The organism is Salinispora cortesiana (assembly GCF_000484695.1).
GTDB lineage: Bacteria > Actinomycetota > Actinomycetes > Mycobacteriales > Micromonosporaceae > Micromonospora > Micromonospora cortesiana.
This window is the reverse complement of sequence record NZ_AXVR01000048.1, coordinates 1-18,853: the sequence shown is the minus strand read 5'-3', so window position 1 is coordinate 18,853 and position 18,853 is coordinate 1. Positions and strand designations below refer to the sequence as shown.

The window sequence follows — 18,853 nt, the reverse complement described above, 5'->3', positions numbered from 1 at the left end:
CTCCCGGCAGGCGACCAAAGGTCTCCAGAGCACCCCGGAATCCGCCGAACGCACAGGCGCATTCCGACTTCACGATCACGTAGGGTCGAGATCGTGGGACGAATCGACGATATTGCGAACCGGTACGTGGCGGATTGGGCCGCGCTGAGCCCGACCGGCGCCACCTACGTCGGCATCGGCGGCCACGATGACCGCCTCGACGACCTCTCGCCGGACGGCTACGCCGCCCGCGCCGACCTGACCCGCCGAGTCCTCGCCGACCTCGACGGCGTGCTGCCCCAGTCGCCGCCGGAGCAGACCGCGAAGGAGGCCATGCAGGAGCGGCTCAACCTGGAGCTCGCCCGGAACGCGGCCGGAGAGGTCGGCCGGGGAGTCAACGTCATCACCAGCGGACTGCACGAACTCCGCTCCGTGTTCGACCTGATGCCGACCGATGGCGAGGAGGCCCAGGCCAACATCGCCGCACGGCTCAACCACTTCGCCGAAGCGCTCGAGCAGTACCAGACCACGCTGCGCGAGGCGGCCGCGGCTGGCCATTCCAGCGCGCGTGCCCAGCTGCTCGAGGTAGCCAAGCAATGTGACAGCTGGGTGGACCCGGACGGGGACAACTTCTTCCACGGGTTGGCGGAACGGCTGGACGCGGGTGGCGCACTCGGCGCCGAGCTGCGCCGGGGTGCCGCGACCGCCACCGCGGCGACCGCCGAGTTCGGCCGCTTCCTCCGCACCGAACTGGCCCCGCAGGGCAGGGCGAAACAGGCCGCCGGCCGAGCGCACTACGAGCTGGCTTCGCAATACTTCCTCGGTGCCCGGGTCGACCTGGACGAGACGTACGCCTGGGGGTTCGAGGAGCTGGCCCGCCTCGAGCGGGAGATGGGAGCGGTCGCCGCACGGATCGTCGGCCCCGGCGCCACCGTTGACGAGGCGGTGGCCGCGCTGGACGCGGACCCGGCCCGGACCGTCCGGGGCAAGGAGGCGTTCCGGGACTGGATGCAGAACCTCGCCGACAAGGCGATCAGCGAGCTGCACGGCACTCACTTCGACATCCCGGAGCAGGTCCACCAAATCGAGTGTTGCCTGGCACCGACGAGTGACGGCGCGATCTACTACACCGGCCCGAGTGAGGACTTTTCCCGTCCCGGCCGGATGTGGTGGGCCGTGCCGCAGGGCATCGACGACTTCTCCACCTGGCGCGAGGTCACCACCGTCTACCACGAGGGCGTTCCGGGCCACCACCTTCAGGTGGCCCAGACGGTGCTCCGGGCGGAGACGCTCAACCGCTGGCAGCGGCTGCTCTGCTGGGTTTCCGGGCATGGCGAGGGTTGGGCTCTCTACGCCGAGCGGCTGATGGAGGAGCTGGGCTACCTCGAGGACCCGGGCGACCGGCTGGGCATGCTCGACGGCCAGGCGCTCCGCGCCGCTCGGGTGATCGTCGATATCGGCATGCACCTGGAGTTGGAAATCCCGGCCGACAACCCGTTCGGCTTCCATCCGGGCGAACGCTGGACGCCGGAGTTGGGCTGGGAGTTCATGCGGGCGCACTGCCGGGTCCCGGATGAGGTCCTCCGGTTCGAGCTGAACCGCTACCTGGGCTGGCCCGGGCAGGCACCGTCCTACAAGGTTGGTGAGCGTATCTGGCTGCAGGCTCGGGCCGATGCCAAGGCGCGCAAGGGGGCGGAGTTCGACCTCCGGGAGTTCCACCGGCAGGCGCTCGACCTGGGTTCCCTCGGCCTGGACCCGCTACGTCGGGCGCTCGCCCGGATCTGAGGGCGGACCGCGCCCGCACCCTTTCGCGGTGGCACCATCCGCTCCAGGCGGGCCCCGGGGAGGCAAGGGCGGCGGGGGTGAGGGGCCGACGCCCGACCTGCCCCTCACCCCTCGCGGCAGCCAGCCACCCGGCTAGCTTGGCTCTTGGTCCACTTTGGTTGTTGCCGGACTGCCGCCGGCCGGCGCTGCGGCAGAGTGCCGACCTGCGGCACCGCCAGTTCGCAGGAACAGCCGGAGGCCGACGACGAGGGCGATCAGGCCGAGGACACCTGCGGCGATCGGGCCCCAGAGCCGGGCCAGGCCAATCTTTAGGCGGTTCGACTTAACCGTCTCTACGCTGTTCTTAACGGTGTCGTCCGTGTAGCTGAAGTCGGCGTCGAGCAGGACGGTGGTGGGCCCGACGTCCGGACGCAGCTCCTTGCGCGGCTGGTCCCGCGTGTCAATCCAGGCGCCAGTAACCGGATCGACCCAGTACGTCCGGGTGTTGCTGTAGATGACCTTGCCGGTGGTGGCCTCCGGGGCGAAGGTGCCCAGCAGCACCTGCAGGCTCTCCTCCGGGGTGTACAGCTCCTCCTCCTCGATTCGCTGTTCGTAGCGGTACACCTCGATGCCCTCGCGGGTCTCGGTGCCTACATAGGCCGCCGGGAGCGCCTCCTTGAGGTCGCGGTCGAAGATCGGGTAGTCCTTTTTCTCCGCACCGAACGGGAACTTGTAGGTCAGCCCGGAGTATTGGACGTTGCCCTTCGGGGTCCCCTCGCTGTCGTCCTGCTTGAGCCACTGGTCATCCCAGGGGGCGGCAGTACCAGAGACGCGATAGAGGGCGAGCTGCGTGCTGTACGCGGTGATCGGGTCCTCAGTGTCACTACGGACGACGGTCTGGTAGACATCCCAGATCACCGCGTCGCCCTTGAGCTGCTTTGGAAGCCGATCCTTGGTCGCACCGGGCTGGGGAAGCACCTCGATCGTGGACCGCAGGGTGGCTCGTGGAACTTCGACGGTGACCGCTTCACTGTCGGCTGTGATCTGCAAGAACCGGGCGTTGGGCGCTTCGGCGACCAACGTCGTCGGCTTGAGGTCGTAGGGGAGCTTGGTTATGGCGGGGGCGACGTAGAGGGGCAGCCCGACCGCGAGGACCAGCAACAAGACGCCGAGCCCGAAGAGCGCGGCACTAACCCGAAGCTTCACTCTTCCTCCTATAATGCCTGCCGCCCTACGGCCTGTCGCCCAGGGCAATCGATCCATAACATGGCGGGAGGTTACTCCCCAGTCAACATTAAAGCGAACCCCCTGGATGTCCAGATGTCCGCAACCGTTACCCCGAGCCCGCCGCATCCCTCGATTACCGGCCGGCTGCCCGCCCTGGATGCGCTCCGCGCGATCGGCTCGGTAGCCGTCGTCGCCCACCATGTCGGATTCCACACCGGCGTGGGCCTGAACAGCCAGTGGGGCACCTGGTTGGCACGGATGGACGTCGGTGTCGCCGTCTTCTTCGTACTCTCCGGATTCCTGCTCTTCCGGCCCTGGGTGTCGAGCGCCGCCGCCGGGCTCCCCCGACCTGGCGTCCGCCGGTACTTCTGGCGGCGCGCCCTGCGAATCCTGCCGGCCTACTGGCTCACGGTGCTGGTCTGCCTGATCGTTCTGCCGCAGAACCGGCCCGCCTCGGCCGGTGACTGGCTCCGCCACCTGACCTTCACCCAGATCTATCAGGCCGATCAGCTTCGCGCGGGCCTCGGTCAGACTTGGAGCCTCGCCACCGAGGTCGTGTTCTACCTGATCCTGCCGCTGGTCGCAGTCTGCGCCGTAGGCCGGACCTGGCGCCCGGTCCGCACCCTGGTGCTCGCCGCCGGGGGCGCCCTGGTGACTGCGGGGTGGCTGACCCTGATGGGGCTCGACGTCGTCGACACCGCCGTCCACACCATGTGGCTGCCCTCGTACGCGGCCTGGTTCTGCGGCGGCATGGTCCTGGCGGTGGCGCATGTCGCCCTGCAGACCAAGACGGGTCCACCCGCCCTGCGCGTCCTCGACGACCTCGCCGCGGCGCCACTCGCCTGCTGGGCCTCGGCCGCGGGTCTGCTGGCGATCGCGACGACACCCATCGCCGGCCCGCTTGACCTCGCCGAGCCGACCGCCGCGGAGTTCGCCGTGAAGCTCACCCTCTATCTCGCAGTCGGAATCCTGATCATGATTCCGGTGGCGTTCGGCGAGCGGGAGACCCGGATTCACAAGGCCTTCGGCAGCGCCTCCGCCCGTTGGCTCGGCCTCGTCTCGTACGGGCTGTTCCTCTGGCATCCGCTGGTAATCGAAGTGATCTACCTGGCGGGGGACCGGCCGCTGTTCACCGGCAGCCTCCTCGAGACCTTCGCCCTGACAATGGCGGGTGGGCTGGCGCTCGCGGCGGCGAGCTACTACGGCATCGAACGCCCGGTCCAGGCGCTTGGTGACCGCCGTCGCTCCCGGCCAGCCACCCGTCAACCCGAGGACAGAACGCCGGCAGTCAATTCACCACATTGACCCCTATATTTCATGCAGGCATTGCCGAGCCGCCTCTCGAGCTTTAGTGTGACGCTAAATTACTCGAGAGCAGGGATCACGTGGAGCGCTTTTCCGCCACCCTTGGACATGCACTGTTCCTCAACTGGCGGGATACCCGGAACCCCGAGGGTGGCGGATCCGAGGTGTACGTCGAACGGATCGCCGCAGAACTGGCAGCCTGCGGCTTCCGGGCCACGTTGTTCTGCGCCGCGCATCGCCAGGGCCTCCCCGACGAGGTCAATGACGACGGAATCCGGCTGGTCAGACGGGGTGGTCGCCACACGGTGTACCTGTGGGCCGCGCTCTGCTATCTCGCTGGCGCACTCGGCGTCGGACCCCTGTCTCGCCGGCACGGCGGCCGGCCGAACGTGCTCGTGGACGTCTGCAACGGCCTGCCATTCATGACACCTCTATGGTCCCGACGGCCGATTGTCAAGCTGGTCCACCACATTCACCGAGAACAATGGTCCGTCGTGCTTCCCGGGTGGGCGGCACGGTTTGGCTGGTGGGTTGAGTCATCATTAGCCATACGCATCTACCGGCGCTGCCAGCACGTCACAGTCTCCGAAGCCACCCGTCAGGAGCTGGTCCAGCTCGGCGTACCGGCGAAACAGATTTCCGTGGTGCACAACGGCACCCCGCCGCTCCCGCAGACCGACGCGAAACGCGCCCCCTCCCCACTGCTGGTCACGCTCAACCGGCTGGTCCCGCACAAGCGCGTCGAGGTGGCGTTGCGGACGGTCGCCACTCTCGCCGACGAGATACCACAGCTGCGGCTGGTCGTCGCCGGCCAGGGCTGGTGGGAGGGGCGGCTCCGCGAGGTCGCCAACGAGCTGGGCATCACCGACCGAGTGGAGTTCCGGGGGTTCGTGACGGAGGAGGAGAAGGCGAACCTCCTCGCCTCGGCCTGGGTGGCGCTGACCCCGTCCCTGAAAGAAGGCTGGGGCCTGACCATCGTGGAGGCCGGCTCGGCGGGCACTCCCACGGTCGCGTTCCGGAGCGCGGGCGGCGTGGTCGAGGCGGTGGTGGATGGCCAAACGGGGCTTCTCGCCGATGACGTTGACGACTATGTGGCGAAGGTGCGGACCCTGCTGCACGACCACGAGCTACGACAACAGCTGGGCACGGCAGCCCGGGAGCACGCGGCGAGTTTTACCTGGCCGGCGGCCGGAAGCCGCTTCGCCGCTCTACTGGAGAGCGCGGAGTCGCCCCGCCAGACGCGTTCACGGGGCGCCCCGTCCTACCTGCTGCCGTAGATCTCGGGTGCGTAAGGGTCCGGCTCGTCGGCCTGCTTGGCCTCTTCGATCAGCTCTTGGGCCTCGGCGACCGCCTCCTCCTCGGTGGCCGTCGTCGCGGCCGCCAGCCCGCCGAGAGAAAGGATCCCGAGCACCGCCGCCACCAGGCCGGATACGGCCAAGGTCAGGGCTTTACGCATGCCAATCCTCCAATGTCTGAACCTCGGAGCGGAGGTTACCATGCAGTAGCCGGCTGGCGTAGCGCCGAAACAAGGCAGCCACCACCACCGCGATGGCGACAGCCATCGCCGCCACCACCACCCACCGAACCGGCGACACCACCACCGGGTTCGGTGGTACGGCTGGGTTGCGATAGAGGGCCAGAACCACCCCTTGGTGCACGAGCTCGAGGCCGGTGAGGGTAGCCGGATCCACCTGGTCCGCGCGGTGTTGCTGCACCAGCACCCAGCGCACCCCCGTCTCCGTCGCCGGCCGTCCCGCCCCGAGCAGGTGCCGAATCTCCCGCAGGCGCGTGTTTTCACCGGTCACCGCGACATCACCGACCCGGAGTGTGTCGTCGATTAGGACCGTCGCCGGTAGATAGCGAGGGGCCGGGTCCAGGACGGTCCGCCCGGCATTCCACGAGTACGCGCGGTAGCCGCTCAACGGCAACGCCAGGACCTCCCCACCGGGGTCGGCGGCCAGTAGCCCCGCCACCGCCTGCCAGTCCGCCGGGTAGCTGACCGGCCGCAACCGGCCGGCACCGCCGAACGCAAGATCCGGCATAGCCGCGACCGGCAGTAGCAACACGCCACCCAGCACCACCCCCGCCACCTCCCGGTTCGTCCGCTCCAAACGGGTCACGAGCCGCTCGGCACCCAGCGCCACGCAGACCACCAGCAGCAGTGCGTACGGCACCAGGAACTTCTGCCCGTCGCGAAGCAGCCCGGCCCCCGGTACCTGCGCCACCGCCCACCGCAGCCCGTCGGCGCTCCCCGGCACCGCACCCAGCGCGGCGAGCAGAAAGCCGGCCCCCGCCAGCACCAACAGCCGGGCCGAAACATCCGGCGACATCCGCCGCCGCAGTAGGCCGAACCCCGCCCCGGCCAGGGCCAACAGCACCAGGGTCACCAGCGGCACCAGGGGCAGGGCCCGGCTCGCCGGAGTGGCCTGAGCGCTCCAGATGCCCCCGGTGCCCGCGAGCGCCACCAGCGGCCCCGCCCAGTTCTCGCCCCGGGCCGCGAAGACGGCCACTCCCGCCGGATCGGAGGTTCCGCCCGCGCCGGTGACCAGGGCAGCGGCTACCCACGGGGCGTTGAGCAGGGCGACCCCGGCCACCGCGATCGCCGGCCCCCGCCAACGCCCCCGCTGTGCTGCAAGCAGCGACACCACACCGAACGCGATCAGGCCGCCGGTCGGGGTTATCGCAGCCGGCGCGGCGGCGAGCAGTACGCGGGCCACCGCGCCGGCCCGCCCAGCCCGCAACTCCAGCGCGGCCCGCACCAGCCACGGCAGGGCGGCATAGCAGACCAGCAGCCCCCACTGCCCGATCAACAGCCGCTCGGCCAGGTACGGCGTCCAGGCATAGCCAACTGCGGCGAGCAGCCGGATCCCGGTCCGTTCGGTCGGCACCAGGCGCCCGGCACCGACCGCCGCCAGCAGGACCGCCCCGCCCAGCGCCATCCGCTGCACCATCCAGCCCGGGACAAGCTGGGTGAGCACCGAGACCACGGCGTCCATCGGCACCGCCCGCGGCAGGCCCTGCGCTGGCGCCACGAGGTCCCAGGTCAGCGGCTGCCGGGGCACGAACACCATGTCGTAGTGCAACACGTAGCCCGGTGCCGCCAGTGGAGCGAGCACCACCGCCGTCACCACCGCCGCGACGGCGTACAACAGGAGCCGACCTCGAACCACCTGGGCCCGGTCGGCCGGTCGGTCATCCACTCACGATGCCGGCACCACCCGCCCGACAGTGATCGACCTGGTGCAGAGGGCGATGTCCGGAGTGCTGATGGTGACCTCGACAGCCTCTCCCGCACCGGGCAGCGGGAAGTACAGCTGGTTCAGTCCACTCCGCAACGTGATCTCCCGGGTCGCCTCGCCCAGCCGCACGGTCGCGGTAGCGTCGCCGGAGCTCAGGTAGCCGAACTCCACCACGTACTGCCACTCTTCCACTGGCGCTTCCAACGGAATCCGGGCCGTACGCCCGCTCTCCACCAGGTGCCCGCAGTCGGGCACCGCGCCCGGCCGAACCTTGACTCCCTCGATCTGGACCGGACGGATTCGGCCCTCCGCGTCGAAGGTCACCGGCAGCTCGGCCACCTCGACGAACTTCGGCCGATGCTCCGCCGGTCGGAAAAAGTGCGACTGAAGGTTGTCCGGCCAGAGGTAGCCGGCGACGACCCGATCGGGGACGACCGCGTCCAGAAAGACGGTGTCCGCTGGCGCGGCGGCAAGCTCGGCCTGGGCCGTGGCGAGGTACTCCCGGCCATGCTTGGTGCTCCAGTTTTCCCCAAACTGGACGGTGCTCCACGCCGCACCAAGCCCGACCGCGACCAGGACGGCGATGGTCGCAACCCGACCGACCGCGATGGAATCGCGCCCCCGCGGGATCCCCGGCAGCGGCCGAGGGGCGTACCAGTCCTGCTCGCCGGCATCGCGCAGCCCGAACAGTGCCACCCCGACACAAACCGCGGCGACCGGAACCGCATCGGCCACGAAACGCGGGACGGTGCCCACCATCGGGCCGAGCACACCACCGAGGCTGGTCACCGCGAAGAACGCGGTGACCAGTCCGAGGTAGCAGGCCAGCAGCAGCCAGGCCCACACCGCCGACCGGCGCCGGCGGACAGTCACCACAACCAGGGTCGCCAGCACCAGCCACGACAGCCACATGGCCACCGGATAGGGATCCACCAACGGCGGCCCGTCCCCGACGTGCGTCCACCGCCACGGCCCCCCGAGCAGAGCCGGCACGACGGTGACCCCGACCAGGTCACCGAGGAAGGTGAAGGCCGCACCGGACGAGTTCACCGGGTCCAGCGCACGAGCCGGTCGGGTCAGGTAGAAGGCCAGGTAGGCCCCGGAGAGCACGGTGAGCAACAGCCAGGCCGGCCAGTGCTGGCGCACCGCCGTGACCAGGCGGCGCCACGGCGTACCGTCGGTGAACAAGAAGACGGTCAGCAGGAACAACAGCGGCGCTGTCAGCAGCGCCTTCGGGTCGAAGAGCAGGCCGAACAGCAGCCACAGGGCGACTATCGCGAGGTGCCCACGGCGGCCGGTACGCAGGTACCGGACCTGCGCCCGCACCGCCAGGACCAGCGCGAGCTGCACCGGCAACAGGAGCAGCCCGACCAGCCACAGCGACGACACCTCCAGCGTCAGCGGGCTGAACAGGAAGAGCGCCAACGGAACCAGCAAGCCCCAGCCCGGCCGCAACAGGTCGCGCAGCAGCCGGTAGACCGCGATGCCCACGGCCGCCTGCCCCACCGCCAGCATCAGCACCCAGGGCCAGCTGGCGAAGCCGGCCAGCCGCACCATCAGCCAAGCTGCCAACAGACCGCCGGGCGCCGGGTGGTTGTTGAAGGTCTGCAGCAGGAAATCCGCGTCCAACCGGGCGTCAAGGGCCTGGGCGGCGAGCACGAACTCGTCCTGGGAGAACCAGCCACGCGCGGCGAGGCCGGCCCGCCAGGCGACCGACACCACGATGAGGGCGACCGCCACCGCTGCGACCTGGTCCGGACGAAGTCGCCGCGCGAACGCTCTCGGCTTGTCGAGCATCGACGCGGTGGGCTCTGCAGGTGCCACAGCCCCAGCCTCTGGCATTGACATGCTCGGCAGCCTGCCACACGCTTACACGCCGTGGGGGGTGGTCGTCCATCCACATTCGTCACATCGCTCGTTGCCGCCACCCCGCCCACCCCGGTCCCGGCTACGTCGCTCGACCGTCGTCGGCTGCCGGCACCCGTACCACCCGGCGGAACAGGAGCGACATGCGTGCAGAGGTGACCAGTGGTGCCGGAGCACAGCCGAATCGAGCCCGACGGCTGGACCAGAAATTCCGGCACCTCGCTATCTGCGTCGTCCTCACCGCCCTCGCCTTCCAACAGGCACCCGGGCTGATCGTCCCCGACACCAAGGTCGACCTGAACGTCAATCCCGCCGGGTGGCTGCTCCGCTCGCTGCACCTCTGGGACCCCACCGGCACCTTCGGCCAGCTGCAGAACCAGGCCTACGGGTATCTCTGGCCAATGGGTCCGTTCTTCCTGGTGGGGTCGGAACTCGGCCTGGCACCGTGGGTGGTCCAACGGTTGTGGTGGGCGCTGCTCTTCTGCGTCGCCTACCTGGGCGTGGTGCGGCTGGCCGGCAGCCTCGGCATCGGCTCGCCCACCGGACGCATGATCGCTGGCATCGCCTTCGCACTGTCGCCCCGGATCCTCACCCAGCTCGGCTGGTCCTCGGTCGAATCCTGGCCCAGCGCGGTGGCGCCGTGGGTACTGATCCCCCTGGTCGGCCTCGCCCGAGGTGCGCCCCTACGTCGGGCGGTCGCGGGGTCGGCACTCGCCGTGGCCTGCGCGGGCGGGGTCAATGCGACCGCCGTGTTCGCGGTGGTGCCGCTCGCTCTGCTCTGGCTCGCCACCCTCGCACCGATCCGCCGCCGGCTCAGCGCAATCGCCGCCTGGTGCGGCGCGGTCGCCCTGGCCACCGCCTGGTGGCTGGTTCCACTGCTCATTCTCGGGCGGTATAGCCCACCGTTCCTCGACTACATCGAAACCGCGCAGAGCACCACCAGCGTGACCGACGCTGTGACGACGCTCCGCGGCGCGTCCTACTGGGTGGCGTACCTAGCCTCCCCGGTTGAGCAGGCCATCCCCGGCGGCGCCCGGTTGGCCAACGAGCTTGCGCTGATCCTCGCCACGCTCGCCGTCGCCGCCCTGGGTGTGCTGGGGCTTTCCCGGCGCGGGATGCCGCACCGCCGCTTTCTCATCACCGGCCTGGTGCTCGGAGCCGCAGTGGTCGGTCTCGGGCACGTCAGCGATCTCCCCAACCTCCTCGCCGCAGGACAGCAGCAGTTCCTCGACGGGGTCGGCGCACCACTACGGAACACCCACAAGTTTGACGTCCTGCTCCGCCTACCGCTGGCACTCGGACTGGCCCACCTGGTCAGCCTGATCGTGCAGGCAGCGCGCACCGCGCCCGCCGAGCGACGCAAGCCGGCTGTCGCGCGGGCCTGGATCACCGCCGGCGTGACCATGGCAGCGGTCGCGGCGGTCGCCAGCCCGGCGATCATCGGCGGACTCGCCACCCCCGGAAGCGCGCGGGAAGTGCCCCAATACTGGCAGGACGCCGCCGACTGGCTGGACACGAACACCGGTCCGGGACGGGTGCTCGTCGTCCCCGGGGCCCGCCGCCCCGCCTACGACTGGGGCAGCACCACCGACGAGATCACCCAACCGCTGTTAGAGAGCAGCTGGGCGGTACGCAACTCCATCCCCTTCACCCCGCCCACCACCATCCGGCTCCTGGACACGATCGAAGCCACGCTCAGCTCCGGCGCCGGCTCGGCGGGCCTCGCCGACCTCCTCGCCCGCTCCGGGATCAGCCATGTCCTGTTCCGCGCCGACCTCGACTACGGTCGCTCCGACACGACCCGCCCCGCCGTGGTCCGCCAGGCCCTGCAGCGCTCACCGGGGCTGACCCGGGTCACCACCTTCGGCCCGGTCCGGGGTGGGCCGGAGGCGGTGGACGAGCTGCGCGACCAGGGGCTCGACGTGCCGGGACGGGCACTCGAGGTCTACCAGGTCAACCGCCGGGTGGAGCCGGTCGTCGCCTACGACCGGACGGATGTCGCCACCGTCGTCGGTGGCCCGGAGTCCCTGCTCGACCTCGCTGCGGCAGGCCTGTTGAGCCCGGCCCCCACGGTCCTGGCCGGCGACGCGGATGCCGGCGACGGCTACGGTCCGGTCGCGATGACCGACGGGCTCCGGCGCCGTGAGGTCTCCTTCGGTCGGTCTCAGGACAACGTCTCACACACCCGCACCGCGGACGAGCCCCTCGCGCCGTCAGCCCCCGCGCACGACTACCTGCCCGACTGGGCCGCAGACTGGTCCACAGTGGCCGAATACGAGGGCATCAGCTCGATCCAGGCGGCAACGGCACGCTCACAGGTCAGCATCCCCGGCGGAAACCGCTCCGAGCATCAGCCGTACGCAGCGATGGACGGCGACCCGACGACCTCCTGGCAGTCCGCCCCATACAGCCGCGGCGACCGGCAGTGGATCGAGGTAGCGCTGGAGAACCCGACCAACATCACCAAGGTGGAGCTCAGCTTCGACCTGACGGCGGACGTGGTACCGACCACGGTGACCGTCACCGCCGGCTACGAGAGCCGGACCGTGGAGAGCTTCGGCGATCGAATGACCTTCGACCTGGACGGCATCCACGCCACCCAGCGAGTCCGCATCTCCATCGACGACACCTTCGCCCTCCGCCCGCTCGGTGCCGGGGTGGTGGGGATCTCCGAGATCAGCATCCCGGGCATCCAGACCAGTCGCACCCTCCGGCTGCCGGAGGCACCCACCACCGAACAACCACCGGCCGTCGTCGTCTCCGCCGACCCCCGTACGCCCGCCTGCTTCCTGGCGGACGGGAAGCCGCGCTGTTCCACCAACGCGATCCGCGGCTCGGAGGATGGGCGCACGATCGACCGTACGCTCACCCTGCCCGCTGCCGGGACCTACGACCCGCAGCTGTGGGCCCGCCCGATGGACGGCCCCGCCCTGCACACGACCCTGGATGAGGCGGTGACCGCCGCCCAGGCACTGGGCCTCGCGCCCGAGGTGAGCGCCTCGTCAACCGGCGTCCCGCATCCGACCCGCCGCCCCGGCGCGGTGCTGGATGGGGACCCCGCCACCAGTTGGTCACCGGCGATCGGCGATGACGCCCCGATCCTGCGCCTCACCTGGCTCAAGTCCCAGGTGATCAGCGGCCTTCAGTTCGCCGTTGACCCAGCCGTCGCGGCCACCCGGCTCGGCAGCGTACGGGTGATCGCCGACGATGGCATCCGCGGCGGCCTGCTCGGCGAGGACGGAGTGCTGGCCCTGGATCCACCGGCCCGGACCAACGAGATCACCATCCAGTTCCTCGACCCACCCTCCGCCACCAGCATCGATCCGTACGGATTTCGGTTGCCGGAGCCCCTGCCGATCGCGGTCGGGGAGATCACCGTGCTTCCGGGCGCCCCCACCAGCCCAGCAGACCTGGACACGCCCTTGACGCTGGGCTGCGGCTCCGGCCCAACCCTGACGATCGGCGAAGGGACGGTAACCACCGCCCTACGCGGCACGATGCAGGATCTCCTGGAGTTGCGGGAGGTGCCGGCCGAGCCGTGCGGCACCGATAAAGAGTTGTCGCTCGGCGCCACCGAGCACCGCCTCGTCGCCGCCGCCAGCCAGTACGCCACGCCGACCCGGATCGCTCTCGTACCGCAGCAGAGCACGGACGTGATGGCCCCGAGCGCCCTCGACGTCACCACGTGGGCGGCGACCGAGCGGCGGGTACAGGTCGCTGAGCACGCTGTCGAACGGGTACTCGCGGTACGGGAAAACACCAACCAGGGCTGGCAGGCCACGCTCGCCGGCGAGCCACTGCGCCCCGTGGTCGTCGATGGCTGGCAGCAGGGCTGGGTGCTGCCAGCCGGCGCCGCGGGCGAGGTCGTCCTGCGCTTCACCCCGGACCGCCCGTACCAGGTGGCGCTCCTGACCGGAGGCGCCCTGCTCCTGGGCGTCGCCCTCCTCGCGCTGCTCCCCGAACGTCGCGGCAGCGGCCCGGCCCGGCCGGCACGGCGACCGCGACGCCTGGCCACCCGTTCCCTGCCCCTGCTGGCGGTCGGCGCGACTGCCCTGATCCTGCTCGGCGGCCTCGTCGGTGCCGCACTCGTCGCCGCTGGGGTCCTACTCGCCCTTCCCGGTTCGCTGCGCGAACCGCGGCCGAGCGACCCCCACTGGGTCCGGCTCGCCCCCCGCTTCGTCGAGTCCTGGCTCCCCGCCGCCCTCGTCCTGCTCGCCGGCTGGACGTACCTGGACGCCACGCAGCGGCACACCGCCGCCCTTCCACAGCTCCTGATGGTCCTCGCCCTCGGCTGCCTCTGGCTGTCGACCTGCCTTCGACGCCGGCCCGTCCACCGCGTTCCCCAGCGCCCCGCCACGACACCGTCGAGGGTGGACCTACCTACCCAGCCGCGGGGCGGCGTCGCCGGGGCCACCTCCTGGCGGGACTCCGACCCATCGGGGATCGTGTGAGCCGGCGAACCGACGATGTGGACGGCTCAGGGAGAGCTTCCCCGAACACTGCCGCCCGGGCACTCGGCACCGCCGGCCTAGCGGTGACCGCCGCGGGGCTGCTGGGCAACGGACTCGCCTACCTCGCCCCGGTGCTGGCCGCCCGCCAGCTCGACTCCGCCGAGCTCAGCGCGCTCGCCACCACGCTCGGCCTGATCGCCATCGCGAGCGTGCCGGGATTCGGCCTGCAACTCGCCGTCGCCGTGCACCACGCGAAGCACGGCCCCACCCAGACCCGCCGGGCAGCTCTGGTGACCGCCGCGCTCTGCGCGTCCGCCCTGATCCTCGCCACCCCGCTACTCATCCCGAGCCTGCGTCTTCCGGTCGAGGCCCTCATCCTCTCCGCGATCGCCACGGCCGCCATCGTGCTCTCCTGCCGGACGCTGGGAGAACTTCAGGGTGGGCAGCGGTTCGTTCGACTGGCCATCGCCATGGGGCTGCTGGCCGCCGGCCGGTACGGCGGCGTACTGGTCGGTCTGCTGCTCGACGCCGGCCTGACCGGATCCCTGCTGCTCGGTGCCGGGACCGCTGCGCTCACTCCGGTCGGACTCGCCGCCCTGGCCCGACCGGCTGCCCCCACGACCCCCTCCACGGCGCCACCGCTGCATGCCGGCCAGATCCTGACCGGCTGTGCCGCGATGCTCGCCATGCTCGTCGTCTCGTACGTGGATCTCTTCCTCGCCCGTCAGCTACTGCCGGCCGACGACTCCGGCGGGTATGCGGTGGGGACGGTACTGACCAAGGGCGCGCTATGGGCGCCGCAGGTCGCCACCGTACTCGCCTTGCCCCGGCTGGCCCGCGACGACCGGTTCAGTCGGGCCGTCGCACTCGCCGTAACCGCCGGCTGCGGCGTACTACTGATTCTCGGCTCGACGTTCGCCGGCACCCTGGCCTTCCAACTCGCCGGCGGCCCGGCCTACGCCCACCTGGGCCCGTTCGCGCCGCTCTTCGCCGCGGTCGGGGCGCTCTACGCCGTCGTCTTCGTCCTGCTGAACGCGGCGGTCGCCACCGGCGTCCGCTGGCCCGCCGCGCCGCTGTGGGTGGGCAGTATCCTGCTGACGACGGTCGCGCTGTGGACCACGCCGCGGACCGTCGCCGGGCTGCTCTGGCCCACCCTTGGAGCCGCCGTGGTCACGACCCTGGTCATGACGCTCCGAACGTGGAGGTCGACCCCGGCGCGAGCCGGCACGCGGGTGCCGGCGCCGCGGCGGGCGTCAGCGAGGAGCTGACCCGGCCGCCTCGCCCTCGGCCAGCCAGCCGCTGAGCAGGTGGTGACCGATCGAGTCCGGCCGGCCGAGCCGATGGCCCACCGCCGCCCACTGACGCAGCTCGGCGCGGGTGAACCAGCGTCCCTCCAGCAGCTCGACCCCGTCCACCCGGATCTCGTCGGACTCGGCGACGGCCCGGAAGCCCACCATCAGCCCCGCCGGAAACGGCCAGGCCTGCGACCCCTGGTATGCCACGTCGGTCACCACGACGCCCGCTTCTTCGGCCACTTCCCGCCGAACCGCGTCTTCCAGCGTCTCCCCCACCTCGACGAAGCCGGCGAGGGTTGAAAACGCGTCCTCGGCCGCCCCGGCGTGCCGGGCCAACAGGCAACGGCCGGGTGAGCCCGCCGCCTCCACCAGCACAATGATGGCGGGCTCGATCCGGGGAAAGTACAGCCGGGCACAGTTTGGTTCCGCGCACCGCCGGGCGTGCCCGGCGTCCTGGACACTGGTCGCCCCACCGCACGTGCCGCAGTACCGCTGCTGCCGGTGCCAGTGCAGCAGACCGCGCGCGTACGCCTGGAGGGCTGCCTCGGCTGGGCCGAGCCGCCCGACGAGCCCGCGCACATCTACCACCCGAGTCGCGCCGGCAGCCGCCAGTGCGGCGTCCTCAGTGAGCTCGGAGAGGTCCACCGCGAAGACCGCTTGCCCCGCCACGAAACCGAGGAAGACCGTCTCCGCCGCGGCGGCGCGAACCCGCGCCGCCACCTCGCCGCTCAGTCGTACCGGCACCACATCGTTGACCAGGCAGCGGTCCTGCCACAACGGCAGCACTCTGGCCGCTGCCGCGCCCAGTAGCGTCGCCAGCCGATCCGGATCGGCGCGGAGGGCACCGGCCCGGTCCACCCAACCACCGCCGTACGCCAGGGCTACCTCGTCCTCCCGCATGGACCCCACCGTCGCACGTCCGGACGGACACGCGAGGATCGGGGAGAGCCGCGACACGCGACGCGAGATGCGACCTGCCGCCACGCGCACATGTTGGTTACCGTAGTTTCCTTCCGGGTGTGATAACCGCCCGGGTGCGACGCCCTGATCGAGGTGACTGTGACCCTGTACGGCGACAATAATCTGCCCGCGGACGACCGGCCTACCGTGCAGGTAACCGCGGTGCAGTGGCCCGTTGAGGAGGCAGAGCAACCCGCCAAGCGTAAACCGGGCGGGAAGTGGGCCTTACTATCTGGCGGAAGGTGGTCCTTTCCACCTGGTGGGAGGTGGGCCCACCGCAGCTGGCTGTTGATCGCCACCGGGGTCACCACCGCGGTGCTCGCCTCCGCAATCGGCATCGGTGCCTACGCGTACGCCGGTGACGTACCCCGCGGCACGACGGTCCTCGGCGCGGAGCTCGGCGGTCAGAGCCAGGCAGCCGCGGTCGAGGAGTTGCGCGCGGCGGTGGAACGGCAGGCCGCCGAGCTCAACGCGCCCCTGCCGGTGGTCGTCGGCGAGCAGACTGCGGAACTGGTGCCCGCCGAGGTGGGTCTCCAGGTTGACGTGGAGGCCACCGTGCGAGCCGCCATGCAGGTGGAGGCGCACGTCTTCGAGCGCCTCGTCGGCTCCCGCACGGTGCCACCGGTGGTGACGGTGGATGTGGAGCGGCTCGACGCGGCGCTCAACGAGGTCTTGGGGGACCAGAGCCGCAAGATGACCATGCCCGGAATCACCTGGAGTGACCTCACCCCGAAGGCAACCCATCCGAAGCCCAGCCTGGAGCTCAGCCCGGAGGACTCCGCGCAGGCGGTTCGGGAGGGCTGGTTGAGCGGTGAGCCGGTCACCGTTCCGCTGACCGAGACCCACCCGATGACCACCGCCGAGGAGGTGGACCGGATGGTGACCGAGTTGGCGAAACCGGCCGTGGCGGCCCCGGTGACCCTGACGACGGACCAGGGCTCGGTGAGCATTCCGCCGGCGGCGATCGCGAAGAGCCTGCTGTTCACCGCCGACGAGGCTGGCACGTTGTCGGCGAAGGTCGACGGCAAGCGGCTCCGCACCGCCCTCGGCGACGACCTGGCCAAGGTCGAGGTGCCTCCGAAGAACGCCCAGATGACCCTCACCGACGGCAAGCCGAAGATCATCGACAGCCGGGACGGGAAGGAGCTGGACACCAGCAACCTTGGGGAGGCCCTGCTCGCGGTCCTACCGCAGGCAGACGGCCGCCGGGTGACCGGCACGCTCAAGACAAAGAAGCCAAAGCTCACCACGGAGAAGCTGGCCGACCTGGGCATCAAGGAGAAGGTGTCGACCTTCACCACCCAGTTCTCCGGCGGGCTCTCCTCGCCCCGCAGCCAGAACATCATCACCGCCGCCAAAGACGTCGACAACACGCTGGTGTTGCCCGGCGAGATCTTCTCCCTGAACAAGCACACCGGCGACCGGAACTACGCAAAGGGCTACCAGGACGCTCCGGTCATCCTCAATGGCAAGCTCGTACCAGGGGTCGGGGGCGGGGTTTCCCAGTTCACCACGACGCTCTTCAACGCCACCTACTACGCGGGGCTCGAGGATGTAGAACACAAGCCCCACTCGTACTACTTCAGCCGCTACCCGGCGGTCATCGAGTCCACGATCTTCTACCCAGATCTCGACTTCAAGTTCCGCAACAACACCGAGTACGGACTCCTGATCGACACCTCGTACACGTCGAACAAGATCACCGTTTCGATCTGGAGCACAAAGATCTGGGACAAGGTGAAGACGGAGTACGGCCCCCGCAGCAACATCACCAAGCCGAAGACGGTCTACCTGGAGCCGGGCCCGGACTGCATCGCCGCCAACGGCAGCAACGGGTTCAGCCAGAACGCCTACCGGGTGTTCTACAAGAACGGCAAGGAGACGAAGCGGGAGAAGTTCAGTTGGCGCTATGCCGCGGAGCCACGCTTCATCTGCGGCCCGGAGCCCTCCTGAGCCCCGCACCCGCCTGAACTGACCGGGCCCTGTCGGCATTGCGCCGGCAGGGCCCTCGTCCTTCAACGGCGACCACAGCCTTGTCAGCGGCGGCCACAGCGCAGGGCACCCACCGGCACAGGGCACGGACCACACCGCGCAGGGCAACCCAACGCACCGCCGCCGAACCGCTGTTGTCGCCGACAGCTGCGGCGCTTCGGCCACGGCCAGGCCCACCGACCAGCCAGTAGTACGGCGGACCACGACGGGGATGAGGCAGAACCGGGTGCGCGGCCAGAACCCGGTGTCGTCGGGCCGGGGTGGTCGGTCCGGTAAGTATCGCCACCGCTGACGGGGCCCGCACGGTCCTGTCACGCTGGTCGGCGCCGGTCCGGGCTGGGCCGAGGAAGGCGATTCTTGGCGTTCGTGGGCGCGGTGTTACACAGCACCGGAAACAGGCAAAGCACCGGAAACAGATTCCGGGCCGGAAATAGGTTAAGGGCCGACCCGGGTAGGGTCGGCCCTCAACTGAAGTTTTGCCCGGCGGTGTCCTACTCTCCCACACCCTCCCGAGTGCAGTACCATCGGCGCTGGAGGGCTTAGCTTCCGGGTTCGGAATGTAACCGGGCGTTTCCCCTCCGCCATGACCGCCGTAACACTTATCGACATATCAAACACACCCAACACCACAGGGAATGTTTGTTTGCCAAGAGTTACACAGTGGACGCGTAGCAGCTTAGTAATCAAGTCCTCGGCCTATTAGTACCGGTCAACTGAACCCGTTACCGAGCTTACATTTCCGGCCTATCAACCCAGTCGTCTAGCTGGGGGCCTT

General features: G+C 70.1%; 11 protein-coding genes and 2 rRNA genes. 6 read left to right on the top strand and 7 right to left on the bottom strand.

Annotation, left to right across the window (positions count from 1 at the left end; translation table 11 throughout):
• Nucleotides 1-93 precede the first annotated feature (93 nt).
• Entirely contained in the window at nucleotides 94-1,764 is a 1,671-nt protein-coding gene (locus tag K228_RS0118720) for a DUF885 domain-containing protein (RefSeq protein WP_025619816.1), read from the top strand.
• A gap of 132 nt (nucleotides 1,765-1,896) precedes the next feature.
• Here K228_RS0118720 and pgfA read toward each other — a convergent pair whose 3' ends face one another.
• The gene (gene pgfA, locus K228_RS0118715; RefSeq protein WP_025619815.1) at nucleotides 1,897-2,949 is read right to left on the bottom strand and encodes a cell envelope lipid trafficking protein PgfA; all 1,053 of its coding nucleotides are present in this window, start codon (nucleotides 2,947-2,949) and stop codon (nucleotides 1,897-1,899) included.
• 114 nt (nucleotides 2,950-3,063) lie between these two features.
• Here pgfA and K228_RS0118710 point away from each other — a divergent pair, with 114 nt between their 5' ends.
• Entirely contained in the window at nucleotides 3,064-4,275 is a 1,212-nt protein-coding gene (locus K228_RS0118710) for an acyltransferase family protein (RefSeq protein WP_025619814.1), read from the top strand.
• 80 nt (nucleotides 4,276-4,355) lie between these two features.
• Complete coding sequence (locus K228_RS0118705; protein WP_025619813.1) at nucleotides 4,356-5,552, top strand: glycosyltransferase family 4 protein; 1,197 nt, start codon at nucleotides 4,356-4,358, stop codon at nucleotides 5,550-5,552.
• On the opposite strand, the gene K228_RS0118700 is transcribed toward K228_RS0118705, so the two are convergent.
• The 3 genes from K228_RS0118700 to K228_RS0118690 are packed head-to-tail and all read right to left on the bottom strand — an operon-like array spanning nucleotide 5,537 to nucleotide 9,356.
• Nucleotides 5,537-5,731 carry a hypothetical protein gene (locus tag K228_RS0118700; protein ID WP_025619812.1) on the bottom strand — a complete coding sequence of 65 codons (195 nt, stop codon included), beginning with the start codon at nucleotides 5,729-5,731 and terminating at the stop codon, nucleotides 5,537-5,539. The two genes, K228_RS0118705 and K228_RS0118700, sit on opposite strands and share 16 nt — an antisense overlap.
• Nucleotides 5,724-7,475 carry an MmpA family trehalose lipid delivery protein gene (locus tag K228_RS0118695; protein ID WP_025619811.1) on the bottom strand — a complete coding sequence of 584 codons (1,752 nt, stop codon included), beginning with the start codon at nucleotides 7,473-7,475 and terminating at the stop codon, nucleotides 5,724-5,726. Before K228_RS0118695 ends, K228_RS0118700 begins: the two co-directional genes overlap by 8 nt.
• Entirely contained in the window at nucleotides 7,476-9,356 is a 1,881-nt protein-coding gene (locus tag K228_RS0118690) for a hypothetical protein (RefSeq protein WP_029723746.1), read from the bottom strand.
• Between the two features lie 167 nt (nucleotides 9,357-9,523).
• Here K228_RS0118690 and K228_RS0118685 point away from each other — a divergent pair, with 167 nt between their 5' ends.
• Nucleotides 9,524-13,831 carry an alpha-(1->3)-arabinofuranosyltransferase gene (locus K228_RS0118685; protein ID WP_025619809.1) on the top strand — a complete coding sequence of 1,436 codons (4,308 nt, stop codon included), beginning with the start codon at nucleotides 9,524-9,526 and terminating at the stop codon, nucleotides 13,829-13,831.
• On the top strand, nucleotides 13,828-15,099 hold the full coding sequence (locus K228_RS0118680; RefSeq protein WP_025619808.1) for a lipopolysaccharide biosynthesis protein: 1,272 nt from the start codon (nucleotides 13,828-13,830) through the stop codon (nucleotides 15,097-15,099). Before K228_RS0118685 ends, K228_RS0118680 begins: the two co-directional genes overlap by 4 nt.
• Here the strand turns inward: K228_RS0118680 and nudC are convergent.
• On the bottom strand, nucleotides 15,085-16,026 hold the full coding sequence (gene nudC / locus K228_RS0118675; protein WP_025619807.1) for an NAD(+) diphosphatase: 942 nt from the start codon (nucleotides 16,024-16,026) through the stop codon (nucleotides 15,085-15,087). The two genes, K228_RS0118680 and nudC, sit on opposite strands and share 15 nt — an antisense overlap.
• A 159-nt stretch (nucleotides 16,027-16,185) precedes the next feature.
• Between nudC and K228_RS0118670 the strand changes: the two genes are divergently transcribed.
• Nucleotides 16,186-18,039: a VanW family protein gene (locus K228_RS0118670; RefSeq protein WP_188116219.1), complete on the top strand. Its 1,854-nt coding sequence runs from the start codon at nucleotides 16,186-16,188 to the stop codon at nucleotides 18,037-18,039.
• Between the two features lie 517 nt (nucleotides 18,040-18,556).
• Here the strand turns inward: K228_RS0118670 and rrf are convergent.
• Together rrf and K228_RS0118660 are read right to left on the bottom strand one after the other, a co-directional pair.
• Nucleotides 18,557-18,673: ribosomal RNA gene (gene rrf, locus K228_RS0118665) — 5S ribosomal RNA — on the bottom strand.
• Nucleotides 18,674-18,757: 84 nt separating this feature from the next.
• Nucleotides 18,758-18,853, bottom strand: a 23S ribosomal RNA gene (locus tag K228_RS0118660); the annotation flags it as partial.

Excerpts from the sequence above, each read along its gene's own strand:
- K228_RS0118685 (WP_025619809.1), top strand. The coding sequence starts at position 9,524 with ATGCGTGCAGAGGTGACCAGTGGTGCCGGAGCACAGCCGAATCGAGCC.
- K228_RS0118700 (WP_025619812.1), bottom strand. The coding sequence starts at position 5,731 with ATGCGTAAAGCCCTGACCTTGGCCGTATCCGGCCTGGTGGCGGCGGTG.
- K228_RS0118690 (WP_029723746.1), bottom strand. The coding sequence starts at position 9,356 with ATGCCAGAGGCTGGGGCTGTGGCACCTGCAGAGCCCACCGCGTCGATG.
- nudC (WP_025619807.1), bottom strand. The coding sequence starts at position 16,026 with ATGCGGGAGGACGAGGTAGCCCTGGCGTACGGCGGTGGTTGGGTGGAC.
- K228_RS0118710 (WP_025619814.1), top strand. The coding sequence starts at position 3,064 with ATGTCCGCAACCGTTACCCCGAGCCCGCCGCATCCCTCGATTACCGGC.